The sequence below is a fragment of the Streptomyces sp. NPDC007088 genome, from assembly GCF_042869355.1.
Classification (GTDB): Bacteria; Actinomycetota; Actinomycetes; order Streptomycetales; family Streptomycetaceae; genus Streptomyces.
The window spans coordinates 261304-277231 of record NZ_JBIAFO010000005.1 but is presented as its reverse complement, the minus strand read 5'-3'; the positions used below and the strand labels follow the sequence as shown (position 1 = coordinate 277231).

Below are 15928 nucleotides of genomic sequence, written 5' to 3'. Positions count from 1 at the left end.
CCCGTTTCCCGGGGCCGCGGGTCCGGACCGGTCAGGGCCTGCGCGCCGAGGTCACCCGGTACACGTCGTAGACGCCCTCCACCCCGCGTACGGCCTTCAGGACGTGCCCCAGGTGTTTGGGGTCGCCCATCTCGAAGGTGAACCGGGAGGTCGCCACCCGGTCGCGGGAGGTCTGGACGGCCGCCGACAGGATGTTGACGTGCTGGTCCGAGAGGACCCGGGTGACGTCGGACAGGAGCCGGGAGCGGTCGAGCGCCTCGACCTGGATGGCGACCAGGAAGACCGAGGACTGCGTGGGCGCCCACTCGACGTCGAGCATCCGTTCGGGCTGCTTGGACAGCGAGTCCACGTTGACGCAGTCCTTGCGGTGCACCGAGACACCGTTGCCTCGGGTCACGAAACCGATGATGGGGTCGCCCGGGACCGGGGTGCAGCAGCGGGCGAGCTTGACCCACACGTCCTCGACACCCTTGACGATGACGCCGGGGTCCGACTTCGCGCGGCGTTTGCGGCGGCTGCGCGAGGGCGGGCTGGACTCGGCGATGTCCTCGCTCGCGGCCTCCTCGCCGCCCAGGGCCTGGACGAGTTTCTGCACGACGCCCTGCGCGGGCACATGGTTCTCGCCGATCGCCGCGTAGAGCGAGGAGATGTCGGGGTAGCGCATCTCGTGGGCGAGGGTCACGAGGGAGTCACCGGTGAGGATGCGGTGGATGGGCAGGTTCTGCTTGCGCATCGCCCGGACGATGGCGTCCTTGCCCTGCTCGATCGCCTCCTCGCGGCGCTCCTTGGAGAAGTGCGCGCGGATCTTGTTGCGGGCGCGCGGCGACTTGACGAAGCCGAGCCAGTCCCGGGAGGGCCCGGCCCCGGCCGCCTTCGAGGTGAAGACCTCGACCAGATCGCCGTTGTCCAGGGTCGACTCCAGCGGGACCAGCCGCCCGTTGACCCGTGCCCCGATCGTGCGGTGCCCGACCTCGGTGTGCACGGCGTACGCGAAGTCGACCGGGGTGGCCCCGGCCGGAAGCGCTATGACGTCGCCCTTCGGCGTGAAGACGAAGACCTCGTTGCGCGACAGGTCGAAGCGCAGCGACTCCAGGAACTCCCCGGGGTCCTCGGTCTCCTTCTGCCAGTCGAGCAGCTGCCGCAGCCACGCCATGTCGTTGATGGCGTCGTCCTTGCCGGCCCGCTTGGGTACGTCGGTGCGCACCTTCGAGGCCCCGGCGACGGCCTCCTGCTTGTACTTCCAGTGCGCTGCGATCCCGTACTCGGCGCGGCGGTGCATGTCGAAGGTGCGGATCTGGAGTTCGACGGGCTTGCCGTTGGGGCCGATCACCGTGGTGTGCAGCGACTGGTACATGTTGAACTTGGGCATCGCGATGTAGTCCTTGAACCGGCCGGGGACCGGGTTCCATCGCGCGTGGACCGTGCCGAGGGCCGCGTAGCAGTCGCGGACCGTGTCGACCAGGACCCGGATGCCCACCAGATCGTAGATCTCCGCGAAGTCCCGGCCGCGGACGATCATCTTCTGGTAGACGCTGTAGTAGTGCTTGGGCCGTCCGGTGACGGTGGCCTTGATGCGGGCGGCGCGCAGGTCGGACTGGACCTCGTCGGTCACTATCGCCAGGTACTCGTCGCGCTTGGGGGCGCGCTCGGCGACCAGGCGGACGATCTCGTCGTACATCTTGGGGTAGAGGATCGCGAAGGCGAGGTCCTCCAGCTCCCACTTGATGGTGTTCATGCCCAGCCGGTGTGCGAGCGGGGCGTAGATCTCCAGGGTCTCGCGGGCCTTCTTCTCCTGCTTCTCGCGCTTGAGGTAGCGCATCGTGCGCATGTTGTGCAGCCGGTCGGCGAGCTTGATGACGAGGACACGCGGGTCCTTGGCCATCGCGACGACCATCTTGCGCACGGTCTCGGCCTGGGCGGCCTCGCCGAACTTGACCTTGTCGAGCTTGGTGACGCCGTCCACGAGGAGGGCGACGGTGTCGCCGAAGTCCTGGCGGAGCGTGTCGAGCCCGTACTCGGTGTCCTCGACGGTGTCGTGCAGGAGCCCGGCCATGAGCGTCGCCGGGTCCATGCCCAGTTCGGCGAGGATCGTGGTGACGGCGAGCGGGTGCGTGATGTACGGGTCGCCGCTCTTGCGCTTCTGGCCCCGGTGCCAGCGCTCGGCGACCTGATACGCCTGCTCGATCTGGCGCAGCACCGAGGTCTCGATCTTGGGGTCGTTGCCCCGGACGGTACGCAGGAGCGGTTCGAGCACCGGGTTGTACGGGTTGGTGCGCTGCACGCCGAGCCGCGCCAGACGGGCCCGTACGCGGTTGGAGGAGCCGCTGCGGCCGTTCTGGGGGGCGGTGGGACGCGGCTGCGCGCTCGTGCGCTCGGGAGCCGGGCGGGGGCGCTCCGCGGGGGTGCCGGGACGTGCGCCGGCCCGGCCGCCGTTGCTCGCCGGGGCCCCGGGCTGCCCGGCGGCCGGGGGCGTGGCGGAAGGCGCCTGCGTCGGCTTGGCCTGCGACCCCTGGTCGCCCGCGGCGGTGAGTGGCTGGGCCTCGTCTGGCAAGAGCGCTCCTCCTGTAGGCCCCCCTCCCGCCGGACGGCGGGACGGCGAGGACCGTGTGGCCCCCCGGGTGTCGAACCGGAGGAAGCCCATGGTAGCGAGATCGAGCCACGCCTTCGCCTGCGGGAGGCGGGCACGGCTCACCGGGGTCCCGGTTCGCTTTACCTGACTGCGGGAACTGAACCCCCACAGCCCGTCTTGTCCGTTTTGCTCATTTCGCAGACTTCCCGGGAACGTCCGGAGCGCCCCGGGATATTTCCGCCTGGCCCTCGCCGGGGGGCGGGGACTGGCCGAAACGCGTTGCTGCTCCGGTCCCCGCACGCAGGAGGGCCGACCCCGGGCGGGGCCGGCCCTCCTGCGCTGTACGGCCGCTGTCGCGGGGTCGTTCCCGACCCGGCGGGGGCGGCTCAGACCTGGATGAGCGCCTCCAGCGGCGCGCCGTCCAGCACGCCGGACAGCCGCGCCCGGCCGCCGAGGAAGCCCAGCTCCATCAGGACCGAGACGCCGACTACCTGGGCACCGGCCCGGCGGATCAGCTCGACGGATGCCTCGGCGGTGCCTCCGGTCGCCAGGACGTCGTCGATGACCATGACGCGGTCCTCGGCGCTCAGGTCCTCTGCGTGCACCTCTATCTCGGCGGTGCCGTACTCCAGCTCGTACCCCTGGCTGAGGGTCGCTCCGGGGAGTTTGCCGGCCTTGCGCACGGGGACGAAGCCGAGACCCGCGCGCACGGCGGCGGGGGCGCCGAGGATGAACCCCCGCGCCTCCAGCCCGACCACCTTCGTGGCCTTGTGCACCAGGCACAGGTCCGCGAGGGACTGGGTGAGCGCCGCGAAGGCCGTCGGGTCCGCCAGGAGCGGGGTGATGTCCTTGAACACCACTCCGGGCTCCGGGTAGTCCGGTACGTCCCTGATACGGCTGAGCAGCAGCTCCTTGATGTCGGTCATCGGCGCTTTCCGGTCGTACGTCCGCCCCGGCCGGAGCGGCCGCGGGCGGGGGGCTCACCGTTGCGGACGGCGGAGGTCGCTCCGGCGGCCGCGGCGGCGGTCTGCGGGGTCTCGTCGTCCGGTCCGGGCGTCGCGGAGGCCGGCAGGGGCTCGCCCTGGGCGGCCGCGGCGGCGCGCTTAGCGAGCACCCGCTTCTTGAGGGCCTTCATCTGCGGGTCGCGCTCCTTGAGGTCGGCGACCAGGGGCGTGGCGATGAAGATCGAGGAGTAGGCGCCGGCCGCGAGGCCCACGAACAGCGACAGCGAGATGTCGTTGAGCATGCCGGCGCCGAGGAAGCCGCCCCCGATGAACAGCAGTCCGGCGACCGGGAGGAGCGCGACCACCGTGGTGTTGATGGAGCGCACCAGGGTGCCGTTGATGCTCTGGTTGGCGACTTCGCTGTAGGTGTTGCGGGTCTGCTTCGTGATGCCCTTCGACTGCTCCTTGAGGCTGTCGAACACCACGACGGTGTCGTACAGCGAGTAGCCGAGGATGGTGAGCAGACCGATCACGGTGCCCGGGGTGACCTCGAAGCCGACGAGGGCGTAGATCCCGACCGTGATGGTGATGTCGTGGATCAGCGCGACGAAGGCCGCGATGGCCATGCGCCACTCGAAGGCGATGGCCAGGTAGATCACCACGAGGACCAGGAAGATCCCGAGGCCCAGCCACGCCTTGTTGGCGATCTGCTCGCCCCAGCTCGGGCCGACCAGATCCGCGTTGATGTCGTCGGCCTTGACGTCGAGGTCCTTGGCCAGCTGTTCCTTGATCGGGTCCGAGGCGTCGGTGTCGATCCCGCTGATCTGGATGCGCATGCCGCCGTTGCCCAGCTCCTGCACGATCGCGTCGTGCCCGGAGGACTGCTCGGCGGACTCCTCGGCGCGGGCGGCGGAGACGCTCGTCTTCGGGGTCGTGAAGACGGCCCCGCCCTCGAACTCGATCCCCATGTGCAGACCGCGTACCCCGAGGCCCACGATCGCGGTGATCGTGATCAGGATCGAGATGCCGTACCAGATCTTGCGCTTGCCGATGAAGTCGTAGCCGACCTCACCGCGGTAGAGCCGGGCGCCGAAATTGCCGAGTCGCGACATCTCACGCCTCCTTCGGGTCGACGGGGGCGGAGACACGGCTTGCGCGGGAGCGCCGCAGCGGCGGCTTGGCACCGAGCCGCTTCGGGTCGAGACCGGACCACTTGTGGCCGCCGCCGAAGAACTTGCCGCGGGCCAGGATCGTCATGAGCGGCTTGGTGAACAGGAAGACGACGACCACGTCGAGCAGGGTCGTCAGCCCCAGCGTGAACGCGAAGCCCTGCACCTTGCCGACGGTGACCAGGAACAGCACGGCGGCGGCGAGGAAGGACACGAAGTCGGAGACCAGGATGGTGCGCCGCGCTCGCGGCCAGCCCCGTTCCACGGCGGGACGCAGCGTGCGCCCCTCGCGGACCTCGTCCCGGATGCGTTCGAAGAACACGATGAAGGAGTCCGCGGTGATACCGATGGCCACGATGGCCCCGCAGACGGCCGGCAGGTTCAGCGCGAACCCGATACCCGGGCCCAGGAGCGTCATGATCGTGTACGTCAGGACGCCGGAGGCGACGAGGCTCGCGATGGCGATGAGCGACAGGCCCCGGTAGTACACGACGAGGTAGAGGATGACGAGCGCGAGACCGACACCGCCGGCGATGAGGCCCGCCTTGAGCTGCTCGCCGCCGAGCGCGGCCGTCACGGTGGTGACGGTGTCCTCGTGGAAGGTCAGCGGCAGGGCGCCGTAGGACAGCACGTTCGCCAGTTCCTTGGAGGACTCCTGGGTGAAGCTGCCGTAGATCTCGGCGCTGGAGTTGAGCGTGGTGTTGACGCTCGGGGCGGAGACCACGTCACCGTCGAGGACGATGGCGAACTGGTTCATCGGCGGCTGCTGCTTGGACAGCTTGCCGGTGATCGCGGCGAACTTGTTGGAGCCCGTCTTGTTGAACTCCATCTGCACGATCCAGGAGCCCCGGTTGGGGTCGAGGACGGCCTTGGCGCTCTTGACGTTCTTCCCCTCGACCTCGGCCGGGCCCAGGAGGTACTTGGCCCACTGGCCGCCCTCCTTGCCGCAGGCCACGGTGGGGTCCGAGGACTTGACGCCCTTGGTGGCCTTGACCCGCTGGGACTGGTTGGTGCAGTCCAGGGCGGAGAACTGCCCCATCAGCTTCTCGGTGGCGGGGTCGCTGCTGGGCGCGGGGGTGGCGGCCGGACTGGAGGGGTCGGCCTTCCCGCTCGCCGGGGCGCTGGGCGTGGGCGTCGCGTCGGCCTTGAGGGCCTGGGGCAGCGCGCGGCCCTGTGGGGAGTTGCTCGGCTCGGCGCCGCCGGAGGCGGTGGAACCCGCGGAGGACGAGGTGCCCGGGGAGGCGCTGGAGCCGCCCGCCTTGTCACCGGAACCGGCGCTGGGGGCGGGGCTCTTGCTGCCCGAGCCGCTGGCCGAGGGGTCCGCCGAGGGGTCCGCGGCGGGGGCGCCACCCGCGACCTGGAGCACCGGACGGAAGTAGAGCTGCGCGGTCGTGCCGACCTGTTCGCGCGCCTGCTTCTGGTTGGTGCCCTTGGGGATGTTGACCACGATGTGGTCGCTGCCCTCGGTCTGGACCTCGGCCTCGGACACGCCGAGACCGTTGACACGGCGGTTGATGATGTCGACCGCGGTGTTCATGTTGGTCGGGTTGACCGCGTTCTTCTGACCGGGCTCGTTCTGCGCCTTGAGCGTGATGCTCGTACCGCCGGCGAGGTCGATGCCGAGCCGGGGCGTCGTGTGCCCGGAGAGGAACATCCCGCCCGTGAGCGCCACCATGGCGACCAGGATCAGAGCGAGGGAGCGGCCCGGCTTGCTCTGGCCACCGCTACGCCCTCTGCCCTTATTGGGTGCTGCCACCTTCTCGTTTCTCCCTGTCCAACCGCTCAGCACGGTGAGAACCGGCGAGCGGCCCTTAAGTGAATTGGGGAATCCGCGTACAACGGCATGCCCCGGGGCCGCGACCGCCCGCCCCTGAGGAGCGGCTGCCACGGACCTCGGTTCTGCTTACTTGGCTTCGGGGTCGCCTTCGGCCTTCTTCGGCGCGGCGTCCTCGGTCTCGGGCGCGACGGCCTCGGCGGGGGCGACGTCCTTCTTGCCGAGGTCGATGCGCTCGGCGCCGTCCTCGGTGTGGTCGGCGGACTCGTCGGCCTCGGTCAGGGAGGAGGCGTCGTCGGGGACCACGGCGTCGAAGTCGGTGTTGCCGTTGATGATGCGGTCGTACTCCTCGTCGCCGAGGACGGCTCCGATGGCGTTCTTCGCGTACTTGGCGTGGACGCCAGGAGCCACCTCAAGGAGGACCGTGTCCTCGTTGACCTCCTTGACGGTGGCGTACATGCCCCCGATCGTGCGGACGCCGGAACCGGGCTGCATCTCGTTGCGCATGCTCACCGCGGCCTGCTGCTTCCGCTTCGCGGAGCGGGTCATCAGGAACATGGCCCCGATAAGCACGATGAAGGGGAGGAGGGTCACGATACTCACGGTACGGAGTCCTTCGCACGACCGCGCGGATGCTGGCGGCCTGTTGGGATTGGGGGTGGGCGCCGACCGCAAGGGACGGCATCGGCGGAGTCTAGGCGAGTCCCCGCCGAGGGAACAACGCTCAGCATCGCACCGCAGTTCCTGGCGTGGCCATAACCGTGACGGTCACGTCCGGAACAAGCTGGGTTGTCCTGGGGCTCCCGGACCGCCCTGGGGCGGGGTGAGCCCGAGGTGGGCCCAGGCTGCCGGGGTGGCCACCCGGCCACGCGGAGTGCGTGCCAGGAGTCCCTCTCGGACGAGGAACGGCTCGGCCACTTCCTCAACAGTCTCACGTTCCTCCCCCACGGCGACAGACAGAGTGGAAAGACCCACAGGCCCGCCGCCGAACAGTTTGAGGAGCGCTTCGAGGACCGCGCGGTCGAGGCGGTCGAGTCCGCGCTCGTCCACCTCGTACACCCCGAGGGCCGCGGAGGCGATCTCCTCGGTGATCACCCCGTCCGCCTTGACCTGCGCGTAGTCGCGTACGCGGCGCAGCAGGCGGTTGGCGATGCGGGGGGTGCCGCGGGAGCGTCCGGCGATCTCGGCGGCGCCCCTCTCCTCGATGTCGAGGTCGAGCAGGCGGGCCGAGCGCTGGATCACCCGTTCCAGTTCGGTGGGGGCGTAGAACTCCATGTGCGCGGTGAAGCCGAAGCGGTCGCGCAGTGGGGGCGGCAGCAGTCCGGCCCTGGTCGTGGCGCCGACCAGGGTGAAGGGCGGCAGTTCCAGCGGGATGGCGGTCGCCCCGGGGCCCTTGCCGACGATGACGTCGACGCGGAAGTCCTCCATCGCCATGTACAGCATCTCCTCGGCGGGCCGGGACATCCGGTGGATCTCGTCGAGGAAGAGGACCTCGCCCTCCTGGAGCGAGGAGAGGATCGCGGCGAGGTCTCCGGCGTGCTGGATCGCGGGGCCGGAGGTGATCCTGATGGGGGCGCCCATCTCCGCCGCGATGATCATGGAGAGGGTCGTCTTGCCGAGGCCCGGGGCTCCGGAGAGCAGGACGTGGTCGGCGGTGGCGCCCCGGGCGCGGGCCGCCTTCAGCACGAGGTCGAGCTGTTCACGGACCTTGTGCTGGCCGATGAACTCGTCGAGGTCCTTGGGGCGCAGCGCCGCCTCGACGGCGGTGTCCTCCCCGTCGGCCACGGAGTCGACGAGCCGGGGGTCGGCGGCGCCGGGGGGCGCGCTGTCCACTGCCTCGTCGTCCCAGTTCACGGTGGTGGCCTCTGTTCTCTCGCGGGTGGGTGGGGGTGCGTGTCAGCGGGTCTTGTTGAGGGTCTGGAGGGCGGCCTTCAGGAGCGTGCCGACCTGCGGACTCGTGCCCTGCGCCTCGGCCTGCGGCGTGACGGCGACCACGGCCTCCTCGGCCTCGCGCGGCTGGTAGCCGAGTCCGACGAGGGCGTTGTGCAGCTGTTCGGTCCAGGGCGCCGGGCCGCTCGCGGCGCGCTGGGCGCCGAGCCGCCCGGTGCCCAGCGGTTCGCCGAGCCTGTCCTTCAGTTCGAGGAGCAGTTTCTGGGCGCCCTTCTTGCCGATGCCGGGGACGGCGGTCAGCGCCTTCTCGTCGCCGGTGGAGACGGCGAGGCGCAGGGCGTCCGGGGAGTGCACGGCGAGCATGGCCTGGGCGAGGCGGGGGCCGACGCCGCTCGCGGTCTGGAGCAGTTCGAAGGTCTGCCGTTCGTCGTCGTCGGCGAATCCGTACAGCGTCAGCGAGTCCTCGCGCACGACGAGCGAGGTGGACAGCCGGGCGTCCTGCCCGATCCGCAGCCCGGCGAGGGTGTTCGGGGTGCACTGGAGCGCCATCCCGATCCCGCCGACCTCGACGACCGCGCTGCCGGGGCCGAGGGCGGCGACGGGGCCGCTGACGAAGGCGATCATCGGGGGACCTTTCGTACGGTTGCCGTGCGGGCGGACGCCGTGCGGGCCCGCTCGTGGGCCTGCTGGAGGCGGTTGGTGGCGGGGGCCCGCCAGATGTGACAGATCGCGAGGGCCAGGGCGTCGGCGGCGTCGGCCGGTTTCGGCGCCTCGGAGAGCCGCAGCAGCCTGGTCACCATCGCGCCGACCTGGGCCTTGTCGGCGCGGCCGCTGCCGGTGACGGCGGCCTTGACCTCGCTGGGGGTGTGCAGGGCGACGGGCAGGCCGCGCCGGGCGGCGCACAGGGTGGCGACGGCGCTGGCCTGGGCGGTGCCCATGACGGTGCGCACGTTGTGCTGGCTGAAGACGCGTTCGACGGCGACGCATTCGGGCCGGTGCTCGTCGAGCCACGCCTCGATGCCGCGCTCGATCGCGACGAGCCGGTCGCCGAGTTCGGCGTCGGCCGGGGTGCGCACGACGCCGACACCGATCAGGGTCAGCGGCCGGCCGGGCACCCCTTCCACCACGCCGATCCCGCACCGGGTCAGACCGGGGTCGACCCCCAGTACGCGCATGCGCCCCACCCCCGTCCCTCGCGTTCGCTCACGTGTTTGTGCAGGCTACCGGCTGCCACCGACAACGGACGGCGGGCCGGGGGACGTGTCCCGTCCCCCGGCCCGCCGTGGGTGGCCGCTCAGGCGTCGACCGCGTCGAGCTTCTCCATGACCTCGTCGGAGACGTCGAAGTTGGCGAAGACGTTCTGCACGTCGTCGCTGTCCTCCAGCGCGTCGATCAGACGGAAGATCTTGCGGGCGCCGTCCTCGTCCAGCTCCACCTGCATGGTCGGGACGAAGTTGGCGTCGGCGGAGTCGTAGTCGATACCGGCCTCCTGGAGCGCGGTGCGCACCGCGACCAGATCGGTGGCCTCGCTCAGCACCTCGAAGGTGTCACCGAGGTCGTTGACCTCCTCGGCGCCGGCGTCGAGGACCGCGCCGAGCACGTCGTCCTCGCCCAGCTCACCCTTGGGGACGATGACGACACCCTTGCGGTTGAACAGGTACGACACGGAGCCGGGGTCGGCCATCGAACCGCCGTTGCGGGTCATCGCGACCCGTACGTCCGAGGCGGCGCGGTTGCGGTTGTCGGTGAGGCACTCGATCAGCACCGCGACGCCGTTGGGGCCGTACCCCTCGTACATGATCGTCTCGTAGTCGGCGCCGCCGGCCTCAAGACCGGCGCCGCGCTTGAGCGCGGAGTCGATGTTCTTGTTGGGGACCGACTGCTTCTTCGCCTTCTGGATGGCGTCGAACAGGGTCGGGTTCCCCTCGACGTCGGCGCCGCCCATCCGCGCCGCGACCTCGATGTTCTTGATCAGCTTCGCGAAGAGCTTGCCGCGCTTGGCGTCGATCACGGCCTTCTTGTGCTTCGTCGTCGCCCATTTAGAGTGGCCGGACATCTGCCTGTCTCCTTCGCGTTACCCATCTCCGTACGAACGCAAGAGATCCTACCGGGAGGAGCCGCCGGGCCTCTCCCGCACCATCTCGGTGAACAGGGCGTGGACCCGGTGGTCGCCGGTCAGCTCGGGGTGGAAGGACGTCGCGAGGGCGGAGCCCTGCCGTACGGCGACGACGTGCCCGTCGTAGGTCGCCAGGACCTCGGCCCCGGCGCCCACGGACTCCACCCAGGGGGCGCGGATGAAGACCCCGTCCACGGGGGCGCCGGGCACCCCCGTCATGGCGAAGGACGCCTCGAAGGACTCGTTCTGCCGGCCGAAGGCGTTGCGGCGCACGATCATGTCGATGCCGCCGAAGGTCTCCTGCCCCGAGCGGGGGTCGAGGATCTTGTCGGCCAGCATGATCATCCCGGCGCAGCTCCCGTAGACCGGCAGTCCGTCGGCGACGGCCTCGCGCAGCGGCTCCAGCAGGCCGAAGAGCCGGGCCAGCTTGAAGATCGTGGTGGACTCGCCGCCGGGCAGGACGAGTCCGTCCACGGCCGCGAGTTCCCCGACGCGCCGCACCGGGACGGCCCGCGCCCCGGCCGCGCCGAGCGCGGCCAGGTGCTCGCGGACGTCGCCCTGGAGGGCGAGGACGCCGACGGTGGGTTCACCAGCCACGGCTTGCGTACCGCTCGGACTCGGGGAGGGTGTCGCAGTTGATGCCGACCATGGCCTCACCGAGGTTGCGGGAGGCGTCGGCGACCACCTTGGGGTCGTCGTAGAAGGTCGTCGCCTTGACGATGGCGGCGGCCCGCTTCGCCGGGTCACCGGACTTGAAGATGCCGGAGCCGACGAAGACGCCCTCGGCGCCGAGCTGCCGCATCAGGGCCGCGTCAGCCGGGGTGGCGACGCCACCGGCCGAGAAGAGCACGACGGGCAGCTTGCCCAGTTCGGCGACCTCCTTGACCAGCTCGTAGGGGGCGCGCAGCTCCTTCGCGGCGGCGTACAGCTCGTTGTTGTCGCAGCCGCGCAGCTTGGCGATCTCGCCCTTGATCTGCCGCAGGTGGCGCACCGCCTCGACGACGTTGCCGGTGCCGGCCTCGCCCTTGGAGCGGATCATCGCGGCGCCCTCGGCGATGCGGCGCAGCGCCTCCCCCAGGTTGGTCGCGCCGCAGACGAACGGCGTGGTGAAGGCGAACTTGTCGGAGTGGTTGACCTCGTCGGCCGGGGTGAGGACCTCGGACTCGTCGATGTAGTCCACGCCGAGGGCCTGGAGCACCTGGGCCTCGACGAAGTGGCCGATGCGGGACTTGGCCATGACCGGGATGGAGACGGCCTCGATGATGCCCTCGATCATGTCCGGGTCGGACATGCGCGCGACCCCGCCGTCCTTGCGGATGTCGGCCGGCACCCGCTCCAGGGCCATGACGGCGACGGCCCCCGCGTCCTCGGCGATCTTGGCCTGCTCGGGGGTCACGACGTCCATGATCACGCCGCCCTTGAGCTGTTCGGCCATTCCGCGCTTCACACGGGCGGTACCGGTCGTGGGGTTACTGGACACAGAGGACCTCGCAAAGGTGAGCAATCGGCTTGCTCCCCGAGCAAACGCCGCCGCGGGGTCCACAACAAGGGCCAATGTGCGGGCAGTGGCTCTTTTCGGTCCCGGGGTTCTCAGGCGTGCACGCGGTCGGCGAGGGCCCCGGGGGGCTCGTCGTCCATCTCGAAGGCCAGGGGGAACGGCGCGTGTCCGGCGAGCCGGAACCAGCGGACCGAACGGTGCCTGCGCAGGGAACGGGCCGCGCGCACGGCGTCGTTGTGGAACCGCCTGGCCATGGGGACCCGGCGCACCGCCTCGATCAGTTCGTCGGCGGCGGCGTCCCCGCCGGGGGCCTCGCGGACGGCGGCGACCTGCTCCGGCTCGCCGAACACGGCCCGCAACGCCTGGCTCAGCTCGCTCTCCACGACCTCCCGATGCTCCTCCTCCGCCTGCCGGGCCGCGTGCGCGGCCTCGTACAGCACGATGGAGGCGGCCGGGTCGAGCAGCCCGGACGTCGCCAGTTCCTGCGCCACCGAGACGCGGCGCAGCAGTTGCGCGTCCAGCGCGGCGCGCGCGGCGTCGATCCGCGCGTGCAGGCGGTCGAGACGGCCGGCCGTCCAGCTCAGGTACAGCCCGATCGCGACGAGGGCGACGACGATCCACACGAGTGTTGTCACGGGCCCGAGCCTAGTGTCCTGCGGACGGGCTCACGGGGGTGGTGCGCCTGCGGCCGCACCTTTGTCCTCAAGCGCCGGACGGGCTGGTTGGGTCGCCCACCGGGTTCACTCACCGAGCCCGTCCGGCGATTGAGGACTGAAGGAGGACCGCCGGGCCGGCCCCGGGTCCCGCCGGAGGCTATTCGCGGGCCAGGCCGAAGCGCTGACGCAGCCCCGGTCTCTCGTCGGTCGCCACCGAGGCCGCGCCGTCGGCCACCGTCTCGTACACCGCCAGGATGTCCGCGCCCACCGTCGACCAGTCGAAGCGGCGTACGTGTTCGCGGCCCCGGGCCCGCAGCGCGTCACGGCGGGCGGGGTCCTCCAGGAGGCGCAGGGCGGAGCGCGCGAGCGCCCCCGCGTCCTCGTTGGCGAAGAGTTCGCCGGCCGCGCCCTGGTCGAGGACCTGGGCGAAGGCGTCGAGGTCGCTGGCGAGGACGGCCGCCCCCGCGGACATCGCCTCGACGAGGATGATGCCGAAGCTCTCCCCGCCGGTGTTCGGCGCGACGTACAGGTCGACGCTGCGCAGCAGCCTGGCCTTGTCCTCGTCGCTGACCATGCCGAGGAACTCGACGCGGTCGCGCAGGGCCTCGGGGAGGGACTCCACGGCCTCCTCCTCGTCCCCGCGTCCGGCGACCAGCAGGCGGGTGCGCGGGCGGGCGGCCAGGATCTCCGGGAGGGCCCTCATGAGGACCGGCAGTCCCTTGCGGGGCTCGTCGATGCGCCCTATGAAGCCGATCGTGTCGCCCTGCCACTCGGCCTTGGGCTCGGCGTTCGCGAAGAAGGAGACGTCGACCCCGTTGGGGATGACGACGGCGTCGCCGCCGAGGTGTTCGACGAGCGTGCGCCGCGCGTACTCGCTGACCGCGATACGGGCGCTGATCTTCTCCAGGGCCGCCTGCAGGATGGGGTAGGCCGCGATCATCGCCCGGGAGCGCGGGTTGGAGGTGTGGAAGGTCGCGACGATCGGTCCGCGCGCCGCCCAGCAGGTCAGCAGCCCCAGCGAGGGCGAGGACGGCTCGTGGATGTGGATGACGTCGAAGTGTCCCTGCTGGAGCCAGCGGCGTACTCGCGCGGCGGACAGGAACCCGAAGTTGAGCCGGGCCACCGAGCCGTTGTACGGCACCGGGACGGCGCGACCGGCCGAGACGACGTACGGCGGCAGCGGGGTGTCCTCGTCGGCCGGGGCGAGGACGGACACCTCGTGGCCGAGGCGGATCAGGTGCTCGGCGAGGTCACGGATGTGGAACTGGACGCCGCCCGGTACGTCCCAGGAGTACGGGCAGACGATGCCGATCCTCATGGCGACTCCTGGCGCGGCGAAGCCCCGTCGAGATCGGCGAGCCAGAACTTCTGGAGCATGTGCCAGTCCTCCGGGTGGGCGGCCACCCCGGAGGCGAAGGCGTCGGCGAGCGCCTGGGTCATGAGCGCGGTCTTCTCTGCCCTGCTCCCGGCTGCGGGGACCGCGACCTCGGGGTGGACCCGGCCCCGCATGACCGGCGTGCGGTCGTACCACAGGGTGACCGGCAGGAGGGCCGCCCCGGTGTGCTGGGCGAGCATCGCGGGCCCGGCGGGCATACGGGTGGCCTCGCCGAAGAAGTCGACCTGGACGCCGGAGGCGGACAGGTCGCGGTCGGCGACCAGGCACACCATGCCGCCCGCGCGCAGCCGGCGGGCGAGCGTCCCGAAGGCGGCGCCCCCGGTGTGCGGGAGCACCTCCATACCGAGGCCCTCGCGGTAGGCGACGAACCGGTCGTAGAGCGACTCGGGCTTGAGGCGTTCGGCGACCGTCGTGAAGGGGATGCCGAGTTCGGTGGTGACCCAGGCGCCGGCGAGGTCCCAGTTGGCGAGGTGCGGGAGGGCGAGTATCACGCCGCGCCCCGCGTCCATGGCCTTCTCCAGGTTCTCCAGGCCCTCGGGGGTGAATCCGGCGCGTACCCGCTTCTCGCTCCAGGCCGGGAGCCGGAAGGACTCCATCCAGTACCGCAGGTAGGAGCGCATCCCGGCGCGGGAGAGTTCGGCGAGCCGCTGCTCCCCGGCGCCCGGGACCACCCGTTTGAGGTTGGCCTCCAGCCGCAGTACGCCCTTGCCGCGCCGTTTCCAGGTCTGGTCGGCGATGGTACGGCCGAGCGCCCTCGCGGCCGGTTCGGGCAGCGTCTTGACGGTGCTCCAGCCCAGTCCGTAGAGCCGGTCGGTCAGTTCGTCCCTGCTCGGCAGACCGGTCACGAGGTGGCCTCACTCCCCCGCGCGGACGCCTGGGCCGCCGCGTCGGCCTCGGCCGACTCCCGGCGCACGGTGACGACGCGCTGCACGATGGTGACGAGGGAACCGGCCGCGACGACCCACAGGGCGATCGGCAGCAGGATCTGGATGCCCGGCACGCCGAAGTTGTGGAAGCCCGCGAGTCCGGCGAGCACGAGGGTGATCACGAGCCGCTCGGCGCGCTCGACGAGCCCGTTGACGGCGACCGGCAGCCCGATCGCCTCGCCCCGGGCCTTGGTGTAGGACACGACCTGTCCGCTCGCCAGGCAGAAGACGGCGACGGCGGCCAGCAGGTTGTTGTCGCCCTCGCCCGCGTACCAGAGCGTGAAGCCGCCGAAGATCGCCGCGTCCGCGACCCGGTCGAGCGTCGAGTCGAGGAAGGCTCCCCAGCGGCTGGAGATGCCCGCCTGGCGGGCCATGTTGCCGTCCACGAGGTCCGAGAACACGAACAGCGTGATGACGATCGTGCCCCAGAAGAACTCGCCGCGCGGGAAGAACACGAGGGCGCCGGCGACGACTCCCGCCGTCCCGGTCAGGGTGACCGCGTCGGGGCTCACCCCCCGCCGGAGCAGAAACGCGGCGAACGGCGTGAGGACACGCGTGAAGAACGCACGCGCGTACTTGTTCAGCATGGCCTTCCCAGAGGTTTCGGGTGCCTTGCGGCCCCTACGGCCACCGGCTGGCCCATCGTAGTCACGCGCGCCGCCGCCCGGATGCCGGGCACCCGGGCCCGGCCGTCCCCGCGCCCCGCGGCCGGGCGCCCGTGCCACCCGGCCGCGGGGCGGCGGTCGGCGTGTCACGTACCGGGGGGCGCGTCCCCGGCCGCGGACCCGGGCCGCCGTGGCGGGCGGCCCGGATGCTTCGGGCACCTCGGACGAACGACACGTTTCGGCCGTTCCCGGACGGCCCCCGTCGGTGCCCTGAGGGCCGCGAGGCCCGGGAACAAGCGGACGGGCTCCTTCCGTGCCGCTGTCCGCCCCGTGTGCGCGCGGCCGGTCTTGCCTCGGCCCGGTGACGGAAGGAGCCCGGCCCGAT

At 71.2% G+C, this 15928-nt stretch carries 15 protein-coding genes; all 15 read right to left on the bottom strand.

Translation table 11 applies throughout. The annotated features are described in order from the left end of the window. Positions 1–31: 31 nt before the first annotated feature. The 15 genes from ACFYMP_RS10915 to pgsA all read right to left on the bottom strand — a co-directional run bounded on the left by ACFYMP_RS10915 (position 32) and on the right by pgsA (position 15525). Positions 32–2551 carry a RelA/SpoT family protein gene (locus ACFYMP_RS10915; RefSeq protein ID WP_388853964.1) on the bottom strand — a complete coding sequence of 840 codons (2520 nt, stop codon included), beginning with the start codon at positions 2549–2551 and terminating at the stop codon, positions 32–34. A 404-nt stretch (positions 2552–2955) separates the two neighbouring features. Beyond that, positions 2956–3495 (bottom strand): adenine phosphoribosyltransferase, encoded by a 540-nt coding sequence (locus ACFYMP_RS10910; RefSeq protein WP_388853961.1) that lies wholly within the window; start codon positions 3493–3495, stop codon positions 2956–2958. Further along, the gene (gene secF, locus ACFYMP_RS10905; protein ID WP_388853958.1) at positions 3492–4625 is read right to left on the bottom strand and encodes a protein translocase subunit SecF; all 1134 of its coding nucleotides are present in this window, start codon (positions 4623–4625) and stop codon (positions 3492–3494) included. The genes ACFYMP_RS10910 and secF overlap by 4 nt, the downstream gene beginning before the upstream one ends. 1 nt (position 4626) lies before the next feature. After that, the gene (secD, locus tag ACFYMP_RS10900; protein ID WP_388853955.1) at positions 4627–6438 is read right to left on the bottom strand and encodes a protein translocase subunit SecD; all 1812 of its coding nucleotides are present in this window, start codon (positions 6436–6438) and stop codon (positions 4627–4629) included. 147 nt (positions 6439–6585) lie between these two features. Beyond that, on the bottom strand, positions 6586–7059 hold the full coding sequence (gene yajC / locus ACFYMP_RS10895; RefSeq protein ID WP_388853952.1) for a preprotein translocase subunit YajC: 474 nt from the start codon (positions 7057–7059) through the stop codon (positions 6586–6588). A 165-nt stretch (positions 7060–7224) separates the two neighbouring features. Next, complete coding sequence (ruvB, locus tag ACFYMP_RS10890) at positions 7225–8310, bottom strand: Holliday junction branch migration DNA helicase RuvB (protein ID WP_388853949.1); 1086 nt, start codon at positions 8308–8310, stop codon at positions 7225–7227. Positions 8311–8352: 42 nt separating this feature from the next. After that, entirely contained in the window at positions 8353–8970 is a 618-nt protein-coding gene (gene ruvA / locus ACFYMP_RS10885) for a Holliday junction branch migration protein RuvA (protein ID WP_388853946.1), read from the bottom strand. Then, complete coding sequence (gene ruvC, locus ACFYMP_RS10880) at positions 8967–9521, bottom strand: crossover junction endodeoxyribonuclease RuvC (RefSeq protein WP_388853943.1); 555 nt, start codon at positions 9519–9521, stop codon at positions 8967–8969. The genes ruvA and ruvC overlap by 4 nt, the downstream gene beginning before the upstream one ends. 119 nt (positions 9522–9640) lie before the next feature. After that, a complete protein-coding gene (locus ACFYMP_RS10875; RefSeq protein WP_388853940.1) occupies positions 9641–10402 on the bottom strand; it encodes a YebC/PmpR family DNA-binding transcriptional regulator in 762 nt (253 codons plus the stop codon). 48 nt (positions 10403–10450) lie between these two features. Further along, the gene (pdxT, locus tag ACFYMP_RS10870) at positions 10451–11059 is read right to left on the bottom strand and encodes a pyridoxal 5'-phosphate synthase glutaminase subunit PdxT (RefSeq protein ID WP_388853937.1); all 609 of its coding nucleotides are present in this window, start codon (positions 11057–11059) and stop codon (positions 10451–10453) included. Further along, positions 11049–11942 carry a pyridoxal 5'-phosphate synthase lyase subunit PdxS gene (gene pdxS, locus ACFYMP_RS10865; protein ID WP_388853933.1) on the bottom strand — a complete coding sequence of 298 codons (894 nt, stop codon included), beginning with the start codon at positions 11940–11942 and terminating at the stop codon, positions 11049–11051. The genes pdxT and pdxS overlap by 11 nt, the downstream gene beginning before the upstream one ends. 110 nt (positions 11943–12052) lie before the next feature. Beyond that, positions 12053–12595, bottom strand: coding sequence for a hypothetical protein (locus tag ACFYMP_RS10860; RefSeq protein ID WP_388853930.1), 543 nt, complete (start codon positions 12593–12595; stop codon positions 12053–12055). Between the two features lie 178 nt (positions 12596–12773). Then, positions 12774–13934: a glycosyltransferase family 4 protein gene (locus tag ACFYMP_RS10855; RefSeq protein WP_388853927.1), complete on the bottom strand. Its 1161-nt coding sequence runs from the start codon at positions 13932–13934 to the stop codon at positions 12774–12776. Beyond that, a complete protein-coding gene (locus ACFYMP_RS10850) occupies positions 13931–14848 on the bottom strand; it encodes a phosphatidylinositol mannoside acyltransferase (RefSeq protein ID WP_388854306.1) in 918 nt (305 codons plus the stop codon). Before ACFYMP_RS10850 ends, ACFYMP_RS10855 begins: the two co-directional genes overlap by 4 nt. A gap of 5 nt (positions 14849–14853) precedes the next feature. Then, on the bottom strand, positions 14854–15525 hold the full coding sequence (gene pgsA, locus ACFYMP_RS10845) for a phosphatidylinositol phosphate synthase (protein ID WP_388853924.1): 672 nt from the start codon (positions 15523–15525) through the stop codon (positions 14854–14856). Positions 15526–15928 lie beyond the last annotated feature (403 nt).